A 20829-nucleotide genomic window follows, 5' to 3' on the forward strand; every position below is an offset into this window, starting at 1 on the left:
TATTTTCCGCAATATTGCACTGCACCAGCCCCGGCGGCAAGCGACGGTCCCAAGGCCGCCGTCCCGCAACGGGCCGCGCCATCGTCAGCCCTCGATCCGCGAGAAGTCCGCGACCGCATGCACCGCGTCGCGCACACGTGCGAGCAGCGCGAGGCGGCCGGCGCGGGTGGCGGGATCGGGATCGTTGACCGTCACCTGCTCGAAGAACGCGTCGATCGGTGCTCGCAGCGAAGCGAGCGCGGTCATCGCGCCCTCGAAATCCTCCCGCGCGATCGCCGCGGCGGCGGCCGGCTCGGCCGCGTCGAGCGCGGCGACGAGGGCGGCTTCTGCCCCCTCTCCCATCGGGAGAGGGAGGGGCCCGCTCGGCGCAGCCGAGCGGGAGGGTGAGGGTGACGAGGCCGACCGCTCACCCTCGCCCTCACCCCGCGGCGCTGACGCGCCTTGCCCCTCTCCCACAGGGAGAGGGGAAGAAGCCCACCCCTCCTTCTTCAGGATATTCGCCGCCCGCTTGTACCCGGCGAGCAGGTTGACGCCATCGGCTGTCGTGACGAACGCCTGCAACGCTCGCACCCGGGCGAGCAGGCGGACGAGATCGTCCTCGCCGCCTAGCGCAAACACCGCGTCGATCAGGTCATGCCGGACGCCGGCTTCGCGTTGCTGGACCTTGAGGCGGTCGGCGAGAAAGGCAAGCACTTCCCGTGCGACAGACTCTGAGCGGGCAAGCAAGCCTTCTCGCAATGTTTCGAAATCCGCTCGGACCTTCTCGTCGTCGAGTGGATCGTCTGGCATTCCGCGGGCTTTCTCGCCCGCGCTTTCGGCCGCCTGCTCATACTGCCCGCGTACTATTCCATAATTGAACCCGGCCCGGTACAACGCGCCGGTTATGCCCTCGGATATCAGGAGCGGCTCCAACCGAAGTCGTAAACTGTTAGCCGTAACCAAAGCGAGAACCGCTAAAGCCTGACGCCGCAGTGCGAACGGGTCCTTTGATCCTGATGGCAGCAGCTCTTCGTGGAAGAAGGACAGTACGGTATCCAGCTTGTCCGCCAAGCTAACCGCCACCGTAACCGGCGCGGTCGGGACCTCGTCGCCTTGGCCGACCGGCTTGTAATGGTCGCGGATCGCGGCGGCGACGCGAGGGTCCTCGCCTTGGGCGGCGGCGTAATAGCCGCCCATCACGCCCTGGAGCTCCGGGAACTCCCCCACCATGCCGGTGACGAGGTCCGCCTTGCACAGCCGCGCGGCACGTTCGGCGAGGTTGGCGAGTTCTTCTCGATCCTCCCCGAGCTTGTCTCGGGGAGGGGGACCGCCAGCGAAGCTGGTGGTGGAGGGGCTGGACGCACCCTTCGCTTCGCTGCGGGCCCCTCCACCATGCTGCGCATGGTCCCCCTCCCCGAGCAAGCTCAGGGAGGATTGCACTACGCCCTCCTCCACCAGCCACCGCGCGAGTTTCACGACGCGCTCCACCTTGTCCGACACCGTGCCCAGCTTCTCGTGGAACACGATCCGGTCGAGCTTCGTCGCCTGATCCTCCAGCGGCACCTTGAGGTCCGTCTCGTAGAAGAACCGTGCATCCGACAGCCGCGCGGCGAGCACCTTGCGGTTGCCCTCGACGATCGCAGCACCGCCGTCGATCGCCTCAATGTTGGCGGTGCAGACGAACGCGTTCGCCAAGGCGCCGCCGGCGTCGCGGCACACGAAATACTTCTGGTTCACCCGCGCGGTCAGCTGGATCACCTCGGGCGGCACGGCGAGGAACGCCGGGTCGAACCGGCCGAGCAGCGGCACCGGCCATTCGGTCAGCCCGGCGTTCTCCGCCACCAGCCCCTCGTCGGGGATCAGCTCCAGCCCGGCTTCGGCGGCGAGTTCCCCCGCACGCTCCCTGATGAGCGTCCCGCGCTCCTCCGGGTCGACGATCACATGGCAGGCGCGCAGCTTCGCGGCATAGTCGCCGGCCGAGCCGATCGTGATGGGGCCGGGATGGTGGAAGCGGTGGCCGAGCGTCGCCGCGCCGCTGGTGATGCCCGCGATCTCGACCGGCACGATCTCCTCGCCCAGCAGCGCGGCGATGCCCTGCAGCGGGCGGACCCAGCGCAGGCTCTCCATCGAGGTGGAGGCAGCGCCCCAGCGCATCGACTTGGGCCAGGGAAAGGCGCGGATCACGGCCGGGATCGCCTCGGCAAGCACGTCCGCGGTGGGACGGCCGGGCCGCTCGACGACCGCGAACAGCACGCCGTGGCGCTCCACCAGCTGGTCGCGGGCGAGGCCGGTCTTGCGCAGGAAGCCTTCGAGCGCCTGCGGCGGCGCGGACGCGCGCGGGCCCTTGGTCTCCTCGCTGACGGCCGGCGTCGTGTAGGGAAGGCCGCGCGCGATCAGCGCGAGCCGCCGCGGGGTGGCGTAGGTGATCGTGTCGGTCGCGGCGAGGCCGGCCTTCGCCAGCTCGGCGGCGATCAACCGCGCGAGGTCCTCCCGCGCACGGGCCTGCATCCGCGCCGGGATCTCCTCCGAGCGGAGTTCGAGGAGGAAGTCGGTCATGATCTTGATCCTCCCCCAGCTTGCTGGGGGAGGGGGACCACGCACAGCGTGGTGGAGGGGCGGTGACACAACATCGCCGTCTGCGACGGCTGCCCCTCCACCAGCCTTCGGCTGGTCCCCCTCCCCGAGCGGAGCTCGGGGAGGATGATATCGTCGGTCACGACGCCCACCCGTTCGTCTCCATCCACGCGCCGCACGCGCCTTTCGCCAGATCGCGGACCCGGCCGATATACGCCTGACGCTCCGCCACCGAGATCACGCCGCGTGCCTGCAACGTGTTGAAGACGTGGCTGGCCTTGATCGCCTGTTCGTACGCCGGGATCGGCAACTTGGCGTCCAGACAGTTCTCGCATTCTGCCGCCGCCTTGCGGAAGGCGTCGAACAGCGTATCCGTGTCCGCGACCTCGAAGTTCCAGCGGCTCATCTCGCGCTCGTTCTCCAGGAACACGTCGCCATAAGAGACACCTCCTTGCCCTTTTGGCGCATCGTTGAACGCGAGGTCGTACACATTGTCGACGTCCTGGATGTACATCGCCAGCCGTTCGAGCCCGTAGGTCAGCTCGCCCGCGACCGGCTTGCAGTCGAACCCGCCCATCTGCTGGAAATAGGTGAACTGCGTCACCTCCATCCCGTCGCACCAGACTTCCCAGCCCAGCCCCCAGGCTCCCAGCGTGGGGCTCTCCCAATCGTCCTCCACGAAGCGGATATCGTGGCGCGTCGTGTCGACGCCGATCGCCGCGAGGCTGCCGAGGTACAGTTCCTGCAGGTCGGGCGGGCTGGGCTTCAGGATCACCTGATATTGGTAATAGGCGCCGAGCCGGTTGGGGTTCTCGCCGTAGCGGCCGTCGGTTGGCCGGCGGCAGGGCTGGACGAAGGCGGCGTTCCACGGGTTCGGCCCCAGCGCGCGCAGCGTCGTGGCGGGATGGAACGTGCCCGCGCCCATCTCCATGTCATAGGGCTGCAGGATGACGCAGCCCCGCTCGCTCCAGTAATCGTGGAGCGTGAGGATCATGCGCTGAAAGGAAAGCGGCCGGGGGGGAGACATGCGCGGGCCTTGCCGGATGGCCGTCGCCTAATCAAGCAAGTGGCGCCCAGTCGCACCGTCGCCTAGACGGGCGCGTCCGTCCCGCGAAAGGCCCTGCCCCTGTGTCCCTGCTGCGTCGCCTCGCTCCCCTGTTCCTCCTCACCGCCGCACCGGCCTGCGCGCAGACGTCGCCCGCGCCCAAGCTCCAGGACGCCGATCCCGCGCTGTGGGTGGTCAGGAGCCCGACGACCACCGTCTATCTGTTCGGCACGATCCATGTGCTGAAGCCCGGCCTCACTTGGTTCGACGAGGCGGTGCGCCACGCGTTCGACAAGTCGGATCAGGTCGTGCTCGAGCTGGTGCTGCCCGACCCTGCGAAGATGCAGGCGATCGTCGCCGCCAGCGCCACCAAGCCGACGGGCCCGACGCTGACCGATCGCCTGCCGCTTGCCCGCCGCAAGCAGTTCGTCGATGCTGTCACCAGCCTCGGCCTGCCCGCGGGCACGTTCGACCGGGTGAAGCCTTGGTTCGCGGCGACCAACCTGTCGATCCTGCCGCTGATGAAGCTCGGCTACGATCCCGCCAACGGCCCCGAGTCGATCATCACCGCGGAGGCGAAGGCGCAGAACAAGCCGGTGATCGGGCTGGAGACGGCCGAACAGCAGATCGGCTATTTCGGCGCGCTGTCGGACAAGGCGCAGATCAGCTTCCTCGACTCGACGCTGGACGAGCTGCCCAAGGTCGGCCCGCAGATGGCGACGATGGTCGACGAATGGGCGAAGGGCGAGCCCGATGCCCTGGCCCGCGAGATGAACGACAGCCTGAAGGACTCGCCCGAAGTCGCCAAGGTGCTGCTGGTCGACCGCAACAAACGCTGGGCCGGGTGGATCCAGAACCGGCTGGCGACTCCGGGTACGGTGTTCATCGCGGTCGGCGCGGGGCATCTGGCGGGGCCGCAGAGCGTCCAGCGGCAACTGGCAAAGCTCGGCATCCGGGCGGAGCGGGTGAAATACTGACGTCGTCACCCCGGGCCTGACCCGGGGTCCCGCTTCTATCGCAGCAAGAGACAAGCGGGAGCCCGGCTCAAGGCCGGGATGACGGTCGCTACGATAATTGCGTGTCCGCCATTTTTCCGCTACCCGCGCCCACTTCCGGCCATGGTCATCCCTGGAGGCGTGGGCGGAAACATACCAACGTCTAAAGGAATACCGCAATGAGCGATCAGCTGACGCTCGCGGCCGAGACGCGCGAGCGGGTGGGCAAGGGAGCCTCCCGCGCGCTTCGTCGGACAGGCCGCGTCCCCGCCGTGATCTACGGCCTCAACCAGGCCCCGGCCTCGATCCATCTCGAGGAAAAGGCGCTCGTCCGCGCGCTGGGCACCGGGCACTTCATGAACTCGGTGATCGTCGTCGCCGGCACGCGCACGCTGCCCAAGGACGTCGCGTTCCACCCGGTCACCGATCGGCCGCTGCACGTCGACTTCCTGCGCATCGACGAACATGCCAGCGTCCATGTCTCGGTGCCCGTCGTGTTCACCGACGAGGAGCAGTCGCCGGGCCTGGAGGCAGGCGCGGTGCTCAACATCGTGCGCCACGAGCTGGAACTCGTCGTCGACGCGGCCGAAATCCCCAGCGAGATATCCATTTCGCTCGCGGGCAAGGAGATCGGCGACACGATCCACATCAGCGAGGTCTCGCTGCCGAGCGGCGCGACGTCCGCGATCGAGGACCGCGATTTCACCATCGCGACGATCGTCGCCCCGTCGGCGATGCGCTCCGAGGGTGCGGACGCCGAGACGCCGGGCGCCGAGCTCGCCGCCAAGGATGCCGGGGTCATGCCCGGCGACGCCGGCTGATCGCCTTCTACGGTACGATATCGGGGGCGGGAGAGCGGCGACGCTCTTCCGCCCTTTCTCGTTGAGGATAGGGCGATGCAGCTGTGGGTGGGGCTGGGCAATCCCGGGCCGCAATATGCGATGCACCGGCACAATATCGGCTTCATGGGCGTGGACGCGATCGCCGCCACCCACGACTTCGGCGCGGTGAAGAAGCAGTTCCAGGGCTGGACGCAGGAGGGGCGGATCGGCACCGACCGCGTGCTGCTGCTGAAGCCGGCGACGTTCATGAACGAAAGCGGTCGCTCGGTCGCCGAGGCGCTGCGCTTCTACAAGCTCGGGGTCGAGGCGCTGACCGTGTTCCACGACGAGCTCGACCTCGCGCCGTTCAGGATGAAGGCGCGGGTGGGGGGCGGCCTCGCGGGTCACAACGGGCTACGCTCGATCGACCAGCATCTGGGACCCGAGTTCCGCCGCGTCCGGCTCGGGATCGGTCATCCCGGACACAAGGACCGGGTAACCGGCCATGTGCTCGGCCCCTTCGCCAAGACGGAGATGGAGCCGTTGAGCGACCTGCTCGGCGCGGTGGCGGCGGAGGCGGGCTGGCTGGCGGCGGGTGACGACGTGCGCTTCATGAACGAGGTGGCGCTGCGCCTGCGGGACTGAAGGCGGCGCGCTCATCCTGGTGCCGGAGCAGATGGTCACCTGCCAGCCCCAGCCGCCGCGATGCCTGGGCGTACGGCGCGGAGGGGATGTGCGTGCGCTCCGCCACGGCGGCGAGCAGGCGAAGCGCCGCCCGCTCCGGCAAGGTCGGACGGCGTTCGCGATCCAGTCCGAGGCGGTGGCGCAGATCGGCTGGGAGGAGTTCCACCGCCGCGGCCGCCAGCGCGGGCTGCAGCGATCGGAGCGGCCCCGGCAGGATCGCGGCGGTGCGCAGGATCGCCAGCAGTTCGTGGAGGATCGACGAGGGCTCCAGTCGCGGCGCGGTGGCGTCGGCCAGCGCCTGCCAGTCGCGCAGGCTGAGTGGCGGATCGATCACGCCGTACAGCGCCGCCCCCGGCGCGCCCTCGGCGAAATAACGATCCGCCGCGGCCGCATCGACCGGCCGCACCCAGCGGCGATATGCCTCGAGGAACGTCCAGGCCGCCGTCGCCTGCACCCAGCGCAGCAGCTCGGGATCGCCGGCCGCATAGAGCTTGCCCGCCGGCGTCGTGCCCCTCACCTGCTCGTGCATCTTGGCGACCCTGGCCGCCAGCGCCTCGAAGCTCGATCGCGCGCCGTACACCGTCACCATCGCGGCCGCGCCGGTGCGGCGCAGACGGCGAGCGGGATCGCGGCGGAAGCTCGAATGGTCCCACACGCCGTGGCGTACCCGCGGCTCACCCAGCTCGAGAAGCACGCCCGCGACCCCGCCGACGTACATGCTGATTGGGTTGCGGAAGATGCGCCAGGACACCGAGTCCGGCCCAGCCAGTCCCTGCTCGCCGAACGGCCCGCTGACGTCGACCCCCGACGGCGCCAACTCGGCGAGCGCGCGATCGAGCGATGCAGGGAGGGTCCAGTACACGTGACCCGAACGCTCGGAGTGTCCGACGGTCCCGCTCAGGCCGCCGGGAACGCCAGCCGCGGGGGAGATTAATTCCTAGAAATGATAGCCGAAGGTCATCCGCGCGACCTGGCTGAGCCGGCTCGCGCCGTCGCTCAGGCTGTCGCCGCGCAGCCGCGGCGCGTGCGCGAGCGATCCGGCCAGGGTGTCGAACTTGCCGAGCATCGCGCCGCCTTCGACACCCAGAGACATCCCGCCCTGGATCAGCTTGGTGTAGCCCAATGTCAGCGCGGGCGCCATGCGGCGGCTGGCACGGGCCAGCATCGCGCGCGGCGAGTACAGCAGCGTGACGTAGCGCATGTCGACGAGGCCGCGAGGATCGACCACGCCGGCGCGCGCCGGGCCGTGGCTGTAGAACCGGCTGCCGCCCGAGACGTGGAAGCCGTCGATGCCGAGCGGGTAGAAATCGGCCATCGCGCCGCCGAAGCCGCGACGCAGACGGGCCGTCTGGCTGTCGAGCATAGAGCCCGGCTGGGCGGGCAAGGTCGCGATCAGCGGATGGAGGCGGTAGTCGGCCTGGGCTGCGGGAGTGCCGATCGTGGCGATGCCGAACTTCGATAGGTCGGTGCCCGGACGGGTCATCGTGCCGCTGGTGCCGGCGGATGCCGGCACGACGCTGGCAAGGTCGACGATGCCGACCGACAGATCCGAAGCGAAGGCGGGCTGAGCGATCCCCGTCGCCGCTACCGCTGCCATCGCCATCATCGAACATCCGACCAGTCGCCGCATCGTCAATTCCATCACGAAAGAGGAACCGGCAGCCAACACCCTGCCCGATACGATGACGGCACCGCTTCGTAAAAGCCGCAGCAACCATCGGAACTTTTTTGCAAGGGTTGCAAATAAATGGAAAACACGTGTGTGGAGGCGTGACGTTCGGCCAGGCTCCATGCTGGCGTAGCGCCGCCTGACACCTTAAAGGCGTCGCATCACCTTCTTTTATCAGACGAGACACGCATGGGTTTCCGCTGCGGCATCGTCGGCCTGCCCAATGTCGGCAAGTCGACGCTCTTCAATGCCTTGACCGAGACGGCCGCCGCGCAGGCCGCCAACTATCCCTTCTGCACCATCGAGCCCAACGTCGGCCAGGTCGCGGTGCCGGACGAGCGGCTGTCCGCGCTCGCCGGCATCGCGCACTCCGCAAAGATCGTGGAGACGCAGCTCGGCTTCGTCGACATCGCCGGGCTAGTCCGCGGCGCGAGCAAGGGCGAGGGGCTGGGCAACCAGTTCCTGGGCAACATCCGCGAGGTCGACGCGATCGTCCATGTGCTGCGCTGTTTCGAGGACGGCGACGTGACGCACGTCGAGGGCCGCGTCGATCCGGTCGCGGACGCCGAGACGGTCGAGACCGAGCTGATGCTGTCGGACCTCGAGAGCCTGGAGAAGCGTGTCCCCAACCTCGCCAAGAAGGCGACGCAGGGCGACAAGGAGGCGAAGATCGGCGCGGCCGTGCTGGGGCAGGCGCTCGACCTGCTGCGTGAAGGCAAGCCCGCGCGGCTGACGAAGCCAAAGGACGAGGAGGAAGCGCGCGTGTTCGCGCAGGCGCAGCTCCTCACCGCCAAGCCGGTGCTGTACGTCTGCAACGTCGACGAGGGCGACGCGGGACAAGGCAACGCGCTGTCGGCGCGGGTGTTCGAGAAGGCGAAGGCCGAGGGCGCGGAGGCGGTGGTCGTCTCCGCCGCGATCGAGGCGGAGATCGCGACCATGCCCGCCGACGAGCGCGCCGAGTTCCTCGCCGAGCTGGGGCTGGAGGAGACCGGCCTCGCTCGCGTGATCCGCGCCGGATATCGTCTGCTGCACCTCATCACCTTCTTCACCGTGGGGCCGAAGGAGGCGCGCGCGTGGACGGTGCCGGTGGGCGCGAAGGCACCGCAGGCCGCCGGCGCGATCCACTCCGACTTCGAACGCGGCTTCATCCGCGCCGAGACGACGGCCTATGACGATTATGTCTCGCTTGGCGGCGAGGCGGGCGCGCGCGACGCGGGCAAGCTGCGCCAGGAGGGCAAGGAGTACGTCGTCCACGACGGCGACGTAATGCTGTTCCGGTTTAATGTGTGAGGGGGCAACTGAACCTGCCGAAGAAGGCGCGTTTGGGCCGTGTTGCGGAAAGTAGGTAACAGTAGGTAACACCAAAACGCATTTGCGCGTCGGCTCCTGGCGAGCGGGCCCGGCGGGCAAAGGGCTGTAGCGATGGGAAAGAGCCCGTTCAGGCTTTCACGGGCCTTCCTACATTGCAAGCCGAGACTCGGGGCCGAGATATGGGAACGAGGCTATCGAATGTTTCGGTCGGGCCGGTTCCGGAGGCTGCTTTATTGACCGCCAACCGCTGAACGTTGGTGGGAGCGGTCCGGCAGCTTTTAGCGATGCCGCTCAAATAGCCGACCTTTAGCGCTGCTACCTTTCCCGAAAAGGATCGAGAAACGAGAATGCGGTGGCTCAACGCTTCAAGCCGTTCGATCGGTAGAACGCTGCCATTGCTTTGGTCGAATTGATCTGCACCTTCGGCAGGCTGATACCCTCAACCATGGTCCGGTAACGGTTGCGATTGGCCCTCGTCGCGGCAGCAATGTGACGGATCATATCCCACTTCACACTATCGCGTCCTCCCTCCAGCGCGCCGCGACGATCGCGCTCGAACCAGCAGCGCCGGAAATAGCGGTAAAGGCTCGTTGCCGTAGGAACATCAAGGAGGATGAACCCAGTCGCCTTTTCCAGCCTTTGCGGTAGCAGCCGAGAGTAGTTGCCTTCGATCACCCAGCGCGCGCCGGTGATCGCCTCGTCGTGAAGCGCAGCGAACTCGTCCGCCGGCCGGGGAACCCAATCGGTATGTGGGAGGTGGTGAAGCTGATCGAGGTGAACGACCTCCAAACCCTTCGCCCTCGCTATTGCCTCCGCCAGCGTGGACTTGCCGCTGTTCGACGGCCCCATGATGTAGATACGTTTCCCCAGCTCGTCCAGCGTCATGGCGCGACATACCTCCTCGCGCGCCGCAATATGTCTGCGCGAAGGTTCTCACAACGATCCAATATCGGGAAAGTCGCGACCGTGGTGCGATCAGAGCCCTATCCGATTGAGAAGCCCCCTTGACCGGCTGATTTAGATCGCTCCAAGCGTCATAGGCGCAACGCGCCCAATCACCCACCAAAGCGGAATGGTTGTCGAGTGGACCAGCGATCACGTCGGCGTGAGTAACCGCAAATCTCGCGGGGATCGTCGGCAAGGGCGGGAAACTACCCCCCGCCAACTTCTGCATGACCGGCGGAATATCCGCGAGCGGACGTTTATGCTCGAAAGCTAATTGGAGGGCCGCATAATGCACCCACACCGACTGGATAGCTCGACGGTCGTTGGTATCGCCCGGATGCTGTAGCGCATAAGCATCAACGGTAAGTCTATGGACGGCTCCAAAAAGCGCCGGGTTCTCATACTCCCGTGCCAGCAGATCGCCGTATGAGGACCAGCAACCTGCGGTGGACAGCATATATTTATGTGTCGTGCCCGACATTTCAGAAAATAGGCCGCCACAGCCAAAGCATTTCTGCAAAGAGGTTTCGCTAACGCTGTCTGTGGCCACATCACCTCTCCGCATCACGACATCAGGGATATCCTCTGCCACGGCGCGCCGCAATCAACCCCGCCAGAGTGGCAAGGGATCAGCTTCCCGATTGGGAACCCATAGCGAGACAGTCGCCACGCAAATCGCGCCAACAGCCGTCGAGAGCAACCGCTTTCCCGAAATCTATTCCCGATTGCTCGTTCCCGAATTGCCGCTCGGAGATGGGGTAACGGGAAGGATCGCCCGTCGAGAATAACTGCTGTCTGGCTCGCGTATCGCAAACCTGAGCGCCCTATAATGGCCGATGGCTGACGTGCCCCGGCGACATGCCACCCACAGGCCCGACCGACCCGCCGCACCGAAATCCGCGGCAGGCGGGATAGTCCGGCGCTCCCGACCGTTCTCCCCTCGCTTCCTTGAAGCTCAGCACCCGATCCGAGGAATACTCCATGCCGACCCAGACCCACGGCTACGCCGCCCATGCGGCCACCACGCCGCTCGCCCCTTTCTCGTTCGAGCGGCGGGATCCGTTGCCGGGCGACGTCGCGATCGACATCCTGTTCTGCGGCGTCTGCCATTCGGACCTGCACACCGCGCGTGGCGAGTGGGGCGGGACGATCTACCCCTGCGTTCCCGGCCACGAGATCGTCGGCCGCGTGAGCGCGGTCGGCAGCGACGTGACGACCTTCAAGGTCGGCGATCTCGCGGGCGTCGGCTGCATGGTCGACAGTTGCGGTCACTGCCCATCGTGCACCGACGGCGAGGAGCAGTTCTGCGAGACGACCGGCTTCGTCGGCACCTACAACGGCCCGGACAAGGAAAGCGGCGGGCACACGTTCGGCGGCTACAGCGACCATATCGTCGTCGATCAGGGTTTCGTGCTGAAGATCAGCCACGAGGAGGGAGCGCTGCCGGCGGTCGCGCCGCTGCTGTGCGCCGGCATCACCACCTATTCTCCGCTGCGCCACTGGAAGGTCGGGCCGGGCAGCAAGGTCGGCATCGTCGGGCTGGGCGGCCTCGGCCACATGGGCGTCAAGATCGCCGCCGCGATGGGCGCGGAGGTGTATGTGTTCAGCACCTCGCCGGGCAAGCGCGATGATGCCAAGCGGCTCGGCGCCAAGGACCTGATCGTGTCCAAGGATGCCGACGCGCTGGCGACCCATGCCAACAGCTTCGACTTCATCCTGGACACGGTCGCGGCGTCGCATGACCTCGATCCGTTCGTCGCGCTGCTGAAGCGGGACGGGACGCTGACTTTGGTCGGCGTTCCCGAGCATCCGCATCCCAGCCCGACGGTCGGCGCGCTGATCTTCAAGCGCCGGGCGATCGCCGGCTCGCTGATCGGCGGCATCGCCGAGACGCAGGAGATGCTCGATTTCTGCAGCGAGCACGACCTCGTCGCCGACGTCGAGATGATCCGGATCGACGAGATCGACACCGCCTACGACCGGATGGTGAAGAGCGACGTGAAGTATCGCTTCGTCATCGACATGGCGACGGTGGCGGGCTGATGCTCCACGTTCACATAAGCGACGACCGTATGACGCCAATCGTTACGCCTGCGGAAGCGGGAGCCCATCTCCTGCGGTGACGATGCCGATCGCGCGATGGGTCCCCGCTTTCGCGGGGATGACGGCGGGTCGGGCGTTGTGCCCATTTCCCGAGGGGCGTACACGTGCAAGGGTGATCGCGCGGCTCCTCCTCGTTCTGATGCTCGCCTTGGGCGCGATCCCCGGCATGGCCGCGGGCGCGGCGTGCCATGAGTCCACGTCGGTGATGGCGGCGGCGATGCCCGGCATGGCGCCCCATCACGGCCATCCGGCACCCGCCGAGCATCGCTGCATCGGCTGCACGCCGCTGCCGGACCTCCTCGCCGCGCGCCGGCCCGTCGCGCCTGCCCGGACGCGGCCGCCGCGACCGATGCCGGCACGGCTTGATCTGAGCACCGCCGGCCCGCCTGCGCTGCCGCCACCCCGGATCGGGTGATCGCCGGCGGCCCAAGCGCCGCCGCGTCCGTCCCCGATCCGAAAGACTTGACGATGTTACGATACGGCTTGTCCGTGGCGCTCGCCACGGCCGTGCTGCTGCCATCCCCGGCGGCGGCGCAGATGCAGAGCATGCCCGGGCAGACCATGCCCGGCATGGCAATGCCGACGCCGGCCCAAACGCCCACCCCGACCCCTACGCCGGCCCCCGCTCCCGCATCCGCCACGCCCGATATGTCGATGCCGGCTATGACGATGCCCACCATGACGATGGGCGTGGGCGGCGATGCGTATCAGCAGGGCTCCGGCACCGCGCGGCTGCCCGGCGACGAGGGCATGATGCGCGGGTACATGTTCCGGGCCGGCGACTGGACGCTCATGGCGCACGGCTATGCCTGGGCGACGCTGACGCATCAGGCGGGGCCGCGCGGCGACGACGATCATTTCATCACCTCGATGGCGATGCTGATGGCTGATCGCGAAGCGGGCGAGCGCGTCCACCTGCAACTCAAAGGCATGATGAGCCTCGACCCGGCGCTCGGCGAGCGCGGCTATCCCGACCTGTTCGCGAGCGGCGAGACGGCGCACGGTGTGCCGCTGGTCGATCGCCAGCACCCGCACGACCTGTTCATGGAACTGTCCGCGCGCGCCGACTACCGGCTGGCGCCCGGCGGGACGACGAGCATCTTCCTCTACGGCGGCCCGGTGGCGGAGCCGGCGCTGGGTCCGTCCGCGTTCATGCACCGCGCGTCGGCCGCGCTGCTGCCGCTCGCGCCGATCAGCCACCACTGGTTCGATTCGACGCACATCACCTACGGCGTCGTCACCGGCGGCCTGGCGAGCGCCCATTGGCAGTTCGAGAGCAGCGCCTTTCGCGGGCGCGAGCCCGACGAGCACCGCTGGAACATCGAGACGCCCGCGCTCGATTCATGGAGCGTGCGCGCGACCTGGACGCCCGACCCGCATTGGGCGGTGCAGGCGAGCACCGGCCACCTCCACTCGCCCGAGGCGCAGGAACCCGACGCGAACGAGCAGCGGACGACCGCCAGCGTCCAATATGCGACGCCGCAGGCGAACGGCGGCGGCCTCGCGACTACCTTCGGCTGGTCGGTGAAGGACAAGCTGCCCGGCCGCGCGCTGACCGCATGGCTTGCGGAGGCGAACTGGAACCTCGGCCGGCACCACAGCCTGTTCGGCCGCGTCGAGAACGTCGATAACGACGAGCTCTTTCCCGACGTCACGAGCCCGCTCCACGACCGACCGTTCCGCGTCACCAAGGCGGAGGGCGGTTATGCCTATCGGCTGCCGATCGCCGGGCCGGTGGGCGTGGCGCTGGGCGGGTCGCTCGCGGGCTATATTAAGCCCGCCGCGCTCGATCCGGTCTATGGGAACGCACCCGTCAGTTGGACGCTGTTCGCCAAGTTCGCGGTCGGGCTATAGGGCGGCGGAGCGATCGAGGAACGACGATGACCAGCAGGCGCGGATGGCAGGCGACGGGTACCGTGTTGGGGGCCGCGCTGCTGCTGGCGGGATGCTTCCCCTATACGCCGGCGGACATGCGACCGCCCGCGGACGCGCCCGCCCCGCCGCTCGTCCCGCCGCCTCCGGTGTCGGTCCCCACGGCCGCCGCCGGGCAGGCATCGTCGAGTGCGCCCGTCACCATCCTGATCTCGATCGACGGCTTCCGCGCCGATTATCTCGACCGTGGCGTGACGCCGGTCCTGTCCGGCCTCGCCGCGCGCGGGGTGCGCGCGTCGATGCGACCGTCCTTCCCGTCGATCACCTTCCCCAATTACTGGACACTCGTGACCGGCCTACGGCCGGATCGCAGCGGCATCGTCGGCAACAGGATGGAACGGCCCCTCTCTGATCCGGCCGCAGACCGGTCCCGCGATCCGTCGCATTCCGCCGACACGTTCACGATGCAGACCGACGACGCATCATGGTGGAACGCCGCCGAGCCGATCTGGGTCAGCGCCGAAAAGGCGGGCATCCGCACCGCGACGATGTTCTGGCCCGGCTCCAACGTCGCCTGGGGATCGACGCGGAAGGGCGACCATGGCGTGGCGATCGGCGGGACGCGGCCGGAGGATTGGGCGCAGTTCAACCAGGCGGTGACGGGGCCACAAAGAGTAGCGGCGGTGATCGACTGGCTGCGCCGTCCGGCGGCGACTCGGCCGCGACTGGTGACGCTCTATTTCGACACGGTGGACACGGCCGGTCACCGATACGGCCCCGACACGCCCGAGGTGACGGCGGCGGTGGCGGACGTCGACCGGTCGATCGGGATGCTGGTCGACGGCCTGTCGCAGCTCGGCCAAGCGGCGAACCTGGTGATCGTCGCCGATCACGGCATGGCAGGCACCTCGTCGATGCGCACGGTGGCGCTGGACCGGCTCGCCGATCCGGCCGACTATCGCGTAGAGGACACCGGCCCGTTCGCCAGCCTGGCGGCGGTGCCGGGGCATGAAGCGGCGCTGGAGGCGCGACTGCTCGGCGCACACCCGCACGTCCGCTGCTGGCGCAAGGCGGAGATCCCGGCGCGCCTGCATTTCGGCGCCAATCCGCTGGTCGAGCCGTATCTCTGCCTTGCCGACACCGGCTGGCTGATCGAGCGCACGGCGCCCGCCAAGCCGTCGACCGGCGGTGCCCACGGCTATGACAACGCCGCACCCGAGATGGCGGCGCTGTTTATCGCCGAGGGACCGGCGTTCGCCGCCGGCCGCCGGCTCGCGCCGTTCGACAATGTCGACGTAGCACCGCTGGTGCGCGACCTGATCGGCTTGCCGCCGGGGCGCGCCCTCGACGGGAAAGCGCTGGACGGCAGTGACGCGCCGTTCCGTGCCGTGCTGGTGCGCAGCCAGTGACCGACGCCAGGCCAGGCCGCTGGTTCGAGGATCTGATCGTCGGCGAGCGCGCGGCGTTCGGCGCCTATCGCGTGACGCGCGAAGAGGCGGTGGCCTTTTCCCGCGCCTATGATCCCCAGCCGTTCCACCTGTCCGATGAGGCGGCGGCGCGGACGCATTTCGGGCGGCTGGCGGCGAGCGGCTGGCATACCTGCGCGATGACGATGGCGATGCTGGTCGCGCATTTCGCCGAGGTCGGCCAGCAGAGCCTGGGCTCACCGGGGATCGACGAGTTGCGCTGGCTGACCCCCGTCTTCCCCGGCGACACGCTGCGCTGCGAGACCGAGCTGCTGTCCGCGCGACGCTCCGCCAGCCGGCCGGAGATGGGCATCACGCGCAGCCGCACCACCGTGCTCAATCAGGACGACGTGCCGGTGATGAGCTTCCTCGCCAGCGGCATGATCCGGACGCGGCGCCCGGAATAGCAAACGGGCACCCTGCCTTAAGCAGGATGCCCGTTTTGTTTGCCGGTTACGAGCGGCCTTAGCCGTCAGCGGTGTTCGGTCGGGTGCCCACCGCCGCCATGGCCGCCACCATGCCCACCGCCGCCGCCGCGATTGGCGCCGCCGCCATGCTGGCCACCACCGTTGGCGACAGGTGCCCGCGCGCCCTGGAACCCGGGCTGTCCACCCGGACCACGGCCGAACGCGGGCTGGCCGGGCTGACCGCCGCGCGCGAAGGCGCCCGGTTGGCTACCTTGGCCGCCGCGATAGCCGAAACCCTGTCCGCCCGGTCCGCCGTTAGGACGCGAGAAGGTCTGGTTGCCGCCGGTGTTGCCAAAATTGCGCCCGGCACCCTGGCCGCCGGCATAGTTGCCGCCACGGTTGAAGCCGCCCCAATTCGCCCCGCCGCGTTGACCGCGCCAGCCGTTCTGCCGGCCCTGCCAGTAACGCTGCTGGTTGCCGTTCCACCGGTACGGCCGGCGATACTGATCGTACACATAGATGCCGGCACCGGGATAATAGAAGCCATCGTTCCAGCCCCAATAGGGCGAACCATAGGCCCCATCATAATAGTCACCGTAACCGTACCCGCCGGCATAACCGTCGCCATACGCTCCATATCCGCCGCCGTAACCGACGTCGCCATAGCCACCGCCCGCATAGCCGTAGCCGACGGCGGGTCCGCCGTAGCCATAATCATCCGCGCAGCCGGTCAGTCCGGCACCAGCCGCCAGGATCGCGGTCGCGATCACCAAAGTCTTCATGAGCGTGTCTCCCGATACGCGGAGAACGGCAATACTCGCCGTCACGTGACAGTGTAACCTGTCACGCCCATATCGGTTCCCGAGACGTTCCGTTCAAGTCGTCGCGGTCAAGCCTTCAGGCGCGTGTTGCAGGCGCTGTAGTATTTGGGCCAGGTCTGCCCCGCCAGCTTGCCTGCGGCCTTGTCCGCCTGATAGTTCTTCGAACATTGCGTCAGGCGCGAGCGCGAGGCGACCTGCGCCGGGCTCAGCTGACCGGCGACCTTGGGAGCGGCGGCCGCCTTGGCTGGCACAGAAACGGCCGGCTTCGCTGCGGACGCGAGCGCGGGCGTGGCGGTCGCCGTCTTGGGCAACGTCCCGCGGCAGGCGGCCAGGAACTGCGGCCAGGTCTGGCCCGCCGGCAGCGTCTTGCCCGCCTTGGCCGCCTGGTATTTGGCGCCGCACGCCTGCATCGCATTGTCCGCCGCCGACGCCGGCGCCGCCACTCCGGCCCCGGCCAGCATCGCGGCCACCATCACCATCTTCATCATCACGCCCACCTCCTGATCGTACCCCATGTCGACGAGCATATCACGGCTGCGCCCGCGCGCTAGCGGGTCGGCACCGGTTCCGCGCCCGAGTAATCGTAGAAGCCGCGCCCGGTCTTGCGACCGAACCAGCCCGCCTCGACGTACTTGACCAGCAGCGGCGCGGGCCGGAACTTGGGATCGCCCGTTCCCTCGAACAGCACGCGCGTGATCTCCAGGCAGGTGTCGAGCCCGACGAAATCGGCGAGCGTCAGCGGCCCCATCGGATGGTTCAGCCCCAACGTGACCGCGGCGTCGATGTCGGCGATAGATGCCACCCCCTCGCCCAACGCGAAACAGGCCTCGTTCAGCAACGGCATCAGCACGCGGTTGACGATGAAGCCCGGCGCGTCGTTGGCGTGGACCACCCGCTTGCCTAGCGTCTGCGCATAGGCCTCGACGCGGGCGACCGTCGCGTCGCTGGTCGCGAGGCCGCGGATCAGCTCGATCAGGCCCATAACGGGCACGGGATTGAAGAAGTGGACGCCGACGAACCGCGCTGGATCGGGCGACGCCTGCGCCAGCCGCGTGATCGGGATCGACGAGGTGTTGGACGCGAGCACCGCGTCGATACCCAGCACCTTGCCGACCTGCTCGAAGATCTGGCGCTTGATCGCCTCCCGCTCGGTCGCCGCCTCGATCACCAGCGTGCAGCCGCCCATCGCCGCGACGTCGTCCACCGGCTCGATCAGGCCCAGCGCCGCGTCGCGCGCCTCGCCGGTGATCTTCTCCTTGGTCACGGCGCGGTCGAGCAGCTTGGCGATCCCCGCCTTGCCCTTCTCCGCCTGCGCGCGACCGACGTCGGCGAGCAGGACCGTGTATCCCGCCTGCGCCGACACCTGCGCGATCCCCGCGCCCATCTGCCCCGCCCCGATGACGCCGATCGTCTGCATTCGTCTCTCCTCTGCCCGGCCTCTACCGAAGGAGCATGGCCGCCGCCAGCCGCCGCGATTTTTGTGCGCGCGGCTGCGCCCGGATCGGTTGATCTGCGTTTAGCGACTGTTCGGGACCCCCGGACGGGTAATCATGGAGAGTAGCATGAAGATTATGCTCTTGGCGGCACTGGCGGCCGGCACGCTGATGACCGCGACGGCACCGGCCGATGCGGCGCAGGGCTGCGGCCCCGGGTTTCATCGCGGTCCCTACGGCCGCTGCTTCCCCAACGGGCGCGGATACGGGCGCGGATACGGCCCGGGCGGTCCAGTTCTGGTGGTCGGCAACTTCTATCCCGGGCGCGGCTATTGGGACGGCCACCGCTACTACCACAACCGCTTCCACGACGGCGGCGGTTGGCGGTATCGCTGAGGCATGGCGGGGGCGGATCGCAAGACCGCTCCCGTACTACTATGGCGCCGGCCGTTCCGCCTGCGCCTCGGCCAGGATCACCGCAAACCGTCCGTCCGCGTCCGTCCATTCGTGCACCGGCGTCCATCCGCCGGACCGGAGCAGGATGCGGGCGTCGCGCGCGCCGTACTTGTGGCTGTTCTCCGTGTGGATCGTGTCACCCGCCGCCATCGTGAACGAGCGGCCGTCGACACTGAAATCCAGGTTGCGTGCCGCTTCCAGATGCATCTCGATCCGCGCGCGATCGTCGTTCCAGATCGCACGGTGGCGGAATGCGGCCACCGGCACCGTGCCGTCGAGTTCGCGGTTGATCCGCTCCAGCAGGTTGAGGTTGAACGCCGCCGTCACGCCGGCTGCGTCATCGTAAGCGGGGACGAGCACGTCCTCACCCTTGATCCTGTCCATGCCGATCAGCAGCATCGATCCCTCGCCGAGCGACGCGCGCATCGCCCGCAGCAGATCGACCGCGGCGAGCGGTATCATGTTGCCGATCGTCGAGCCCGGGAAGAAGCCGAGCTTGGGCGCCCCGCCGATCGTGCGCGGCAACGTCAGCGGCCGCATGAAGTCCGCCTCCATCGGCAGCACCAGCAGCTCGGGAAAATCCGCGCACAAGCCTTGCGTCGAGGCGCGCAGGAACTCGCCGGAGATGTCGATCGGCACATAGGCGGACGGATTGACCGCGCGCAGCAGCAGCGGCGTCTTGGCGGACGAGCCCGATCCGAACTCCACCACCGCCCGGCCCGCACCGACCAGCCCGGCAAGCTCCGGCCCGATCGTGGCCAGGATGCCCGCCTCCGTCCGGGTGGGATAATATTCGGGCAGGTCGGTGATCGCCTCGAACAGCTCGGAACCGCGCCGGTCGTAGAACCAGCGCGCCGGGATCGCGCGCGGCCGCCTGGCGAGGCCGGCCAGCACGTCGGCGCGGAACTGCGGGTCGGCGAGCGATTGCTGGCCGTCCTCGATCTCGGGCTTCAGCATCGGCTACAGGTCCTTCGCGAGCCGGACGCCGGTGAACTGCCAGCGCTGATGGGGGTAGAAGAAGTTGCGGTAGCTCGCGCGCGCGTGGCCGCGCGGCGTGGCGCAGGAACCGCCGCGCAATACGAACTGGCCGCTCATGAACTTGCCGTTGTATTCGCCCACCGCGCCATCGACCGCGCGGAAGCCGGGATAGGGCCGGTACGCGCTGCCGGTCCACTCCCACACGTCGCCGAAGAAGGCCGGGCCACCGGACGACGGTCGCGGTTCGACCGGACCGGCCGTGTCCGTCTGGTTGCCGCCGGCGGGGTCATGCGCTTGCGCCGCTGCCTCCCACTCCGCTTCCGTCGGCAGGCGCGCGCCGGCCCAGGCGGCATAGGCGTCCGCCTCGTAGAAGCTGACGTGCGTCACCGGCGCGGCGGGATCGATCGCGCGGCGGCCGTCGAGCCCGAAGCGGGTCCAGCCGCCATCACGATGTTCCCAGTACATCGGCGCGGCGATCCGCTCGGCCTGCACCCAGGCCCAGCCATCGGCGAGCCAGTGGCGCGGCTCACGATAGCCGCCGTCCGCGACGAACGCCGCCCACTCGCCGTTGGTGACGGTGCGGTCAGCGATCGCATGGGGGTGGAGCAACTCGGCGTGGCGCGGCCCCTCGCAATCGAATGAGAACAGGCCGCCAGCATGGCCGGTCTCGACCAGCCCGCCGTCATGCTCGATCCAGCCGATCGGGCCGGGCATCGCGACGGGCTGCTTACGCGCGGCGGGCCATAAAGCGGGCTCCAGCGGGTTCTCGGAAAACAGGTGCAGGATGTCGGTGACGAGCAGTTCCTGATGCTGCTGCTCGTGATGACAGCCCAGCTCGACCAGTGCGAGCGCGGCCGCAGGCAGGCTGAGCAGCGCGGCCGACATCGCGGCATCGACGTGCGCGCGATAGGCACGGACCTCGTCGAGCGTCGGGCGCGTCACCATCCCGCGCCGGCCGCGTGCATGCCGCTTCCCTTCCGCCTCGTAATAGCTGTTGAACAGGAACGGCCAGCGGTCGTCGTGACGCCGATAGGCCGCGACGTGATCGCGCAGCACGAACGTTTCGAAGAACCAGGTCGTGTGCGCCAGATGCCATTTGGCGGGGGAGGCGTCGTCCATCGACTGGACGGTGGCGTCGGCGTCCGACAGCGGCACCGCGAGCGCGAGGCTCAGCGCGCGGGTGCGCGCGAACAACTTGGCCAATATGCTGTGGTTATCGGTCGGTTCAACTGCCTGATGCACGGACATCGCGCCCTCCCTCGTTCGAACC

The 20829-nt window shown here is 68.3% G+C and carries 20 protein-coding genes and 1 pseudogene; 10 read left to right on the plus strand and 11 right to left on the minus strand.

Annotated features, from left to right (window positions below; genetic code table 11):
- Positions 1-84: 84 nt before the first annotated feature.
- Positions 85-2535 carry a glycine--tRNA ligase subunit beta gene (gene glyS / locus ACFE65_RS04650; protein ID WP_375381177.1) on the minus strand — a complete coding sequence of 817 codons (2451 nt, stop codon included), beginning with the start codon at positions 2533-2535 and terminating at the stop codon, positions 85-87.
- A gap of 157 nt (positions 2536-2692) precedes the next feature.
- Positions 2693-3547, minus strand: coding sequence for a glycine--tRNA ligase subunit alpha (locus ACFE65_RS04655; protein WP_375381178.1), 855 nt, complete (start codon positions 3545-3547; stop codon positions 2693-2695).
- A 134-nt stretch (positions 3548-3681) separates the two neighbouring features.
- Here ACFE65_RS04655 and ACFE65_RS04660 point away from each other — a divergent pair, with 134 nt between their 5' ends.
- The 3 genes from ACFE65_RS04660 to pth all read left to right on the plus strand — a co-directional run bounded on the left by ACFE65_RS04660 (position 3682) and on the right by pth (position 6059).
- Entirely contained in the window at positions 3682-4575 is an 894-nt protein-coding gene (locus ACFE65_RS04660; protein ID WP_375381179.1) for a TraB/GumN family protein, read from the plus strand.
- Positions 4576-4772: 197 nt separating this feature from the next.
- The gene (locus tag ACFE65_RS04665; RefSeq protein WP_375381180.1) at positions 4773-5414 is read left to right on the plus strand and encodes a 50S ribosomal protein L25/general stress protein Ctc; all 642 of its coding nucleotides are present in this window, start codon (positions 4773-4775) and stop codon (positions 5412-5414) included.
- Positions 5415-5489: 75 nt separating this feature from the next.
- Positions 5490-6059, plus strand: coding sequence for an aminoacyl-tRNA hydrolase (gene pth / locus ACFE65_RS04670; RefSeq protein WP_375381181.1), 570 nt, complete (start codon positions 5490-5492; stop codon positions 6057-6059).
- On the opposite strand, the gene ACFE65_RS04675 is transcribed toward pth, so the two are convergent.
- Both ACFE65_RS04675 and ACFE65_RS04680 read right to left on the minus strand, forming a co-directional pair.
- Positions 6025-6960: an oxygenase MpaB family protein gene (locus ACFE65_RS04675; protein WP_375381182.1), complete on the minus strand. Its 936-nt coding sequence runs from the start codon at positions 6958-6960 to the stop codon at positions 6025-6027. The two genes, pth and ACFE65_RS04675, sit on opposite strands and share 35 nt — an antisense overlap.
- Positions 6961-7035: 75 nt before the next feature.
- Entirely contained in the window at positions 7036-7728 is a 693-nt protein-coding gene (locus ACFE65_RS04680; RefSeq protein ID WP_375381183.1) for a hypothetical protein, read from the minus strand.
- A gap of 228 nt (positions 7729-7956) precedes the next feature.
- Between ACFE65_RS04680 and ychF the strand changes: the two genes are divergently transcribed.
- Positions 7957-9057: a redox-regulated ATPase YchF gene (ychF, locus tag ACFE65_RS04685; protein WP_375381184.1), complete on the plus strand. Its 1101-nt coding sequence runs from the start codon at positions 7957-7959 to the stop codon at positions 9055-9057.
- A 378-nt stretch (positions 9058-9435) separates the two neighbouring features.
- Here the strand turns inward: ychF and ACFE65_RS04690 are convergent, their stop codons facing one another.
- Together ACFE65_RS04690 and ACFE65_RS04695 are read right to left on the minus strand one after the other, a co-directional pair.
- Positions 9436-9963, minus strand: a complete 528-nt coding sequence (locus tag ACFE65_RS04690) for an AAA family ATPase (RefSeq protein ID WP_375381185.1) — start codon at positions 9961-9963, stop codon at positions 9436-9438.
- Positions 9964-10114: 151 nt separating this feature from the next.
- Positions 10115-10588, minus strand: a pseudogene (locus tag ACFE65_RS04695) (DUF5946 family protein); the annotation flags it as partial.
- A gap of 416 nt (positions 10589-11004) precedes the next feature.
- On the opposite strand from ACFE65_RS04695, the gene ACFE65_RS04700 reads away from it, so the two are divergent.
- The 5 genes from ACFE65_RS04700 (at position 11005) to ACFE65_RS04720 (ending at position 15871) form a co-directional block, all read left to right on the plus strand.
- Positions 11005-12066: an NAD(P)-dependent alcohol dehydrogenase gene (locus tag ACFE65_RS04700; RefSeq protein WP_375381186.1), complete on the plus strand. Its 1062-nt coding sequence runs from the start codon at positions 11005-11007 to the stop codon at positions 12064-12066.
- A 172-nt stretch (positions 12067-12238) separates the two neighbouring features.
- On the plus strand, positions 12239-12541 hold the full coding sequence (locus ACFE65_RS04705) for a hypothetical protein (protein WP_375381187.1): 303 nt from the start codon (positions 12239-12241) through the stop codon (positions 12539-12541).
- Positions 12542-12633: 92 nt separating this feature from the next.
- Complete coding sequence (locus ACFE65_RS04710; RefSeq protein WP_375381188.1) at positions 12634-13980, plus strand: hypothetical protein; 1347 nt, start codon at positions 12634-12636, stop codon at positions 13978-13980.
- A 116-nt stretch (positions 13981-14096) separates the two neighbouring features.
- Positions 14097-15407: an ectonucleotide pyrophosphatase/phosphodiesterase gene (locus ACFE65_RS04715; protein ID WP_375381211.1), complete on the plus strand. Its 1311-nt coding sequence runs from the start codon at positions 14097-14099 to the stop codon at positions 15405-15407.
- The gene (locus ACFE65_RS04720) at positions 15404-15871 is read left to right on the plus strand and encodes a MaoC family dehydratase (RefSeq protein WP_375381189.1); all 468 of its coding nucleotides are present in this window, start codon (positions 15404-15406) and stop codon (positions 15869-15871) included. The genes ACFE65_RS04715 and ACFE65_RS04720 overlap by 4 nt, the downstream gene beginning before the upstream one ends.
- 65 nt (positions 15872-15936) lie before the next feature.
- On the opposite strand, the gene ACFE65_RS04725 is transcribed toward ACFE65_RS04720, so the two are convergent.
- The 3 genes from ACFE65_RS04725 to ACFE65_RS04735 form a co-directional block, all read right to left on the minus strand.
- Positions 15937-16653, minus strand: coding sequence for a hypothetical protein (locus ACFE65_RS04725; RefSeq protein ID WP_375381190.1), 717 nt, complete (start codon positions 16651-16653; stop codon positions 15937-15939).
- Positions 16654-16760: 107 nt separating this feature from the next.
- Positions 16761-17219 (minus strand): hypothetical protein, encoded by a 459-nt coding sequence (locus tag ACFE65_RS04730; RefSeq protein ID WP_375381191.1) that lies wholly within the window; start codon positions 17217-17219, stop codon positions 16761-16763.
- A gap of 20 nt (positions 17220-17239) precedes the next feature.
- A complete protein-coding gene (locus tag ACFE65_RS04735; protein WP_375381192.1) occupies positions 17240-18109 on the minus strand; it encodes a 3-hydroxybutyryl-CoA dehydrogenase in 870 nt (289 codons plus the stop codon).
- Positions 18110-18254: 145 nt separating this feature from the next.
- Between ACFE65_RS04735 and ACFE65_RS04740 the strand changes: the two genes are divergently transcribed.
- Positions 18255-18521, plus strand: coding sequence for a GCG_CRPN prefix-to-repeats domain-containing protein (locus tag ACFE65_RS04740; protein ID WP_375381193.1), 267 nt, complete (start codon positions 18255-18257; stop codon positions 18519-18521).
- A gap of 39 nt (positions 18522-18560) precedes the next feature.
- Here ACFE65_RS04740 and egtD read toward each other — a convergent pair whose 3' ends face one another.
- Both egtD and egtB read right to left on the minus strand, forming a co-directional pair.
- Entirely contained in the window at positions 18561-19538 is a 978-nt protein-coding gene (egtD, locus tag ACFE65_RS04745; protein WP_375381194.1) for an L-histidine N(alpha)-methyltransferase, read from the minus strand.
- 3 nt (positions 19539-19541) lie between these two features.
- On the minus strand, positions 19542-20807 hold the full coding sequence (gene egtB / locus ACFE65_RS04750; protein WP_375381195.1) for an ergothioneine biosynthesis protein EgtB: 1266 nt from the start codon (positions 20805-20807) through the stop codon (positions 19542-19544).
- Between the last annotated feature and the right edge of the window lie 22 nt (positions 20808-20829).

Origin of the sequence: uncultured Sphingomonas sp., assembly GCF_964237335.1 — a bacterium.
Lineage (GTDB): Bacteria > Pseudomonadota > Alphaproteobacteria > Sphingomonadales > Sphingomonadaceae > Sphingomonas.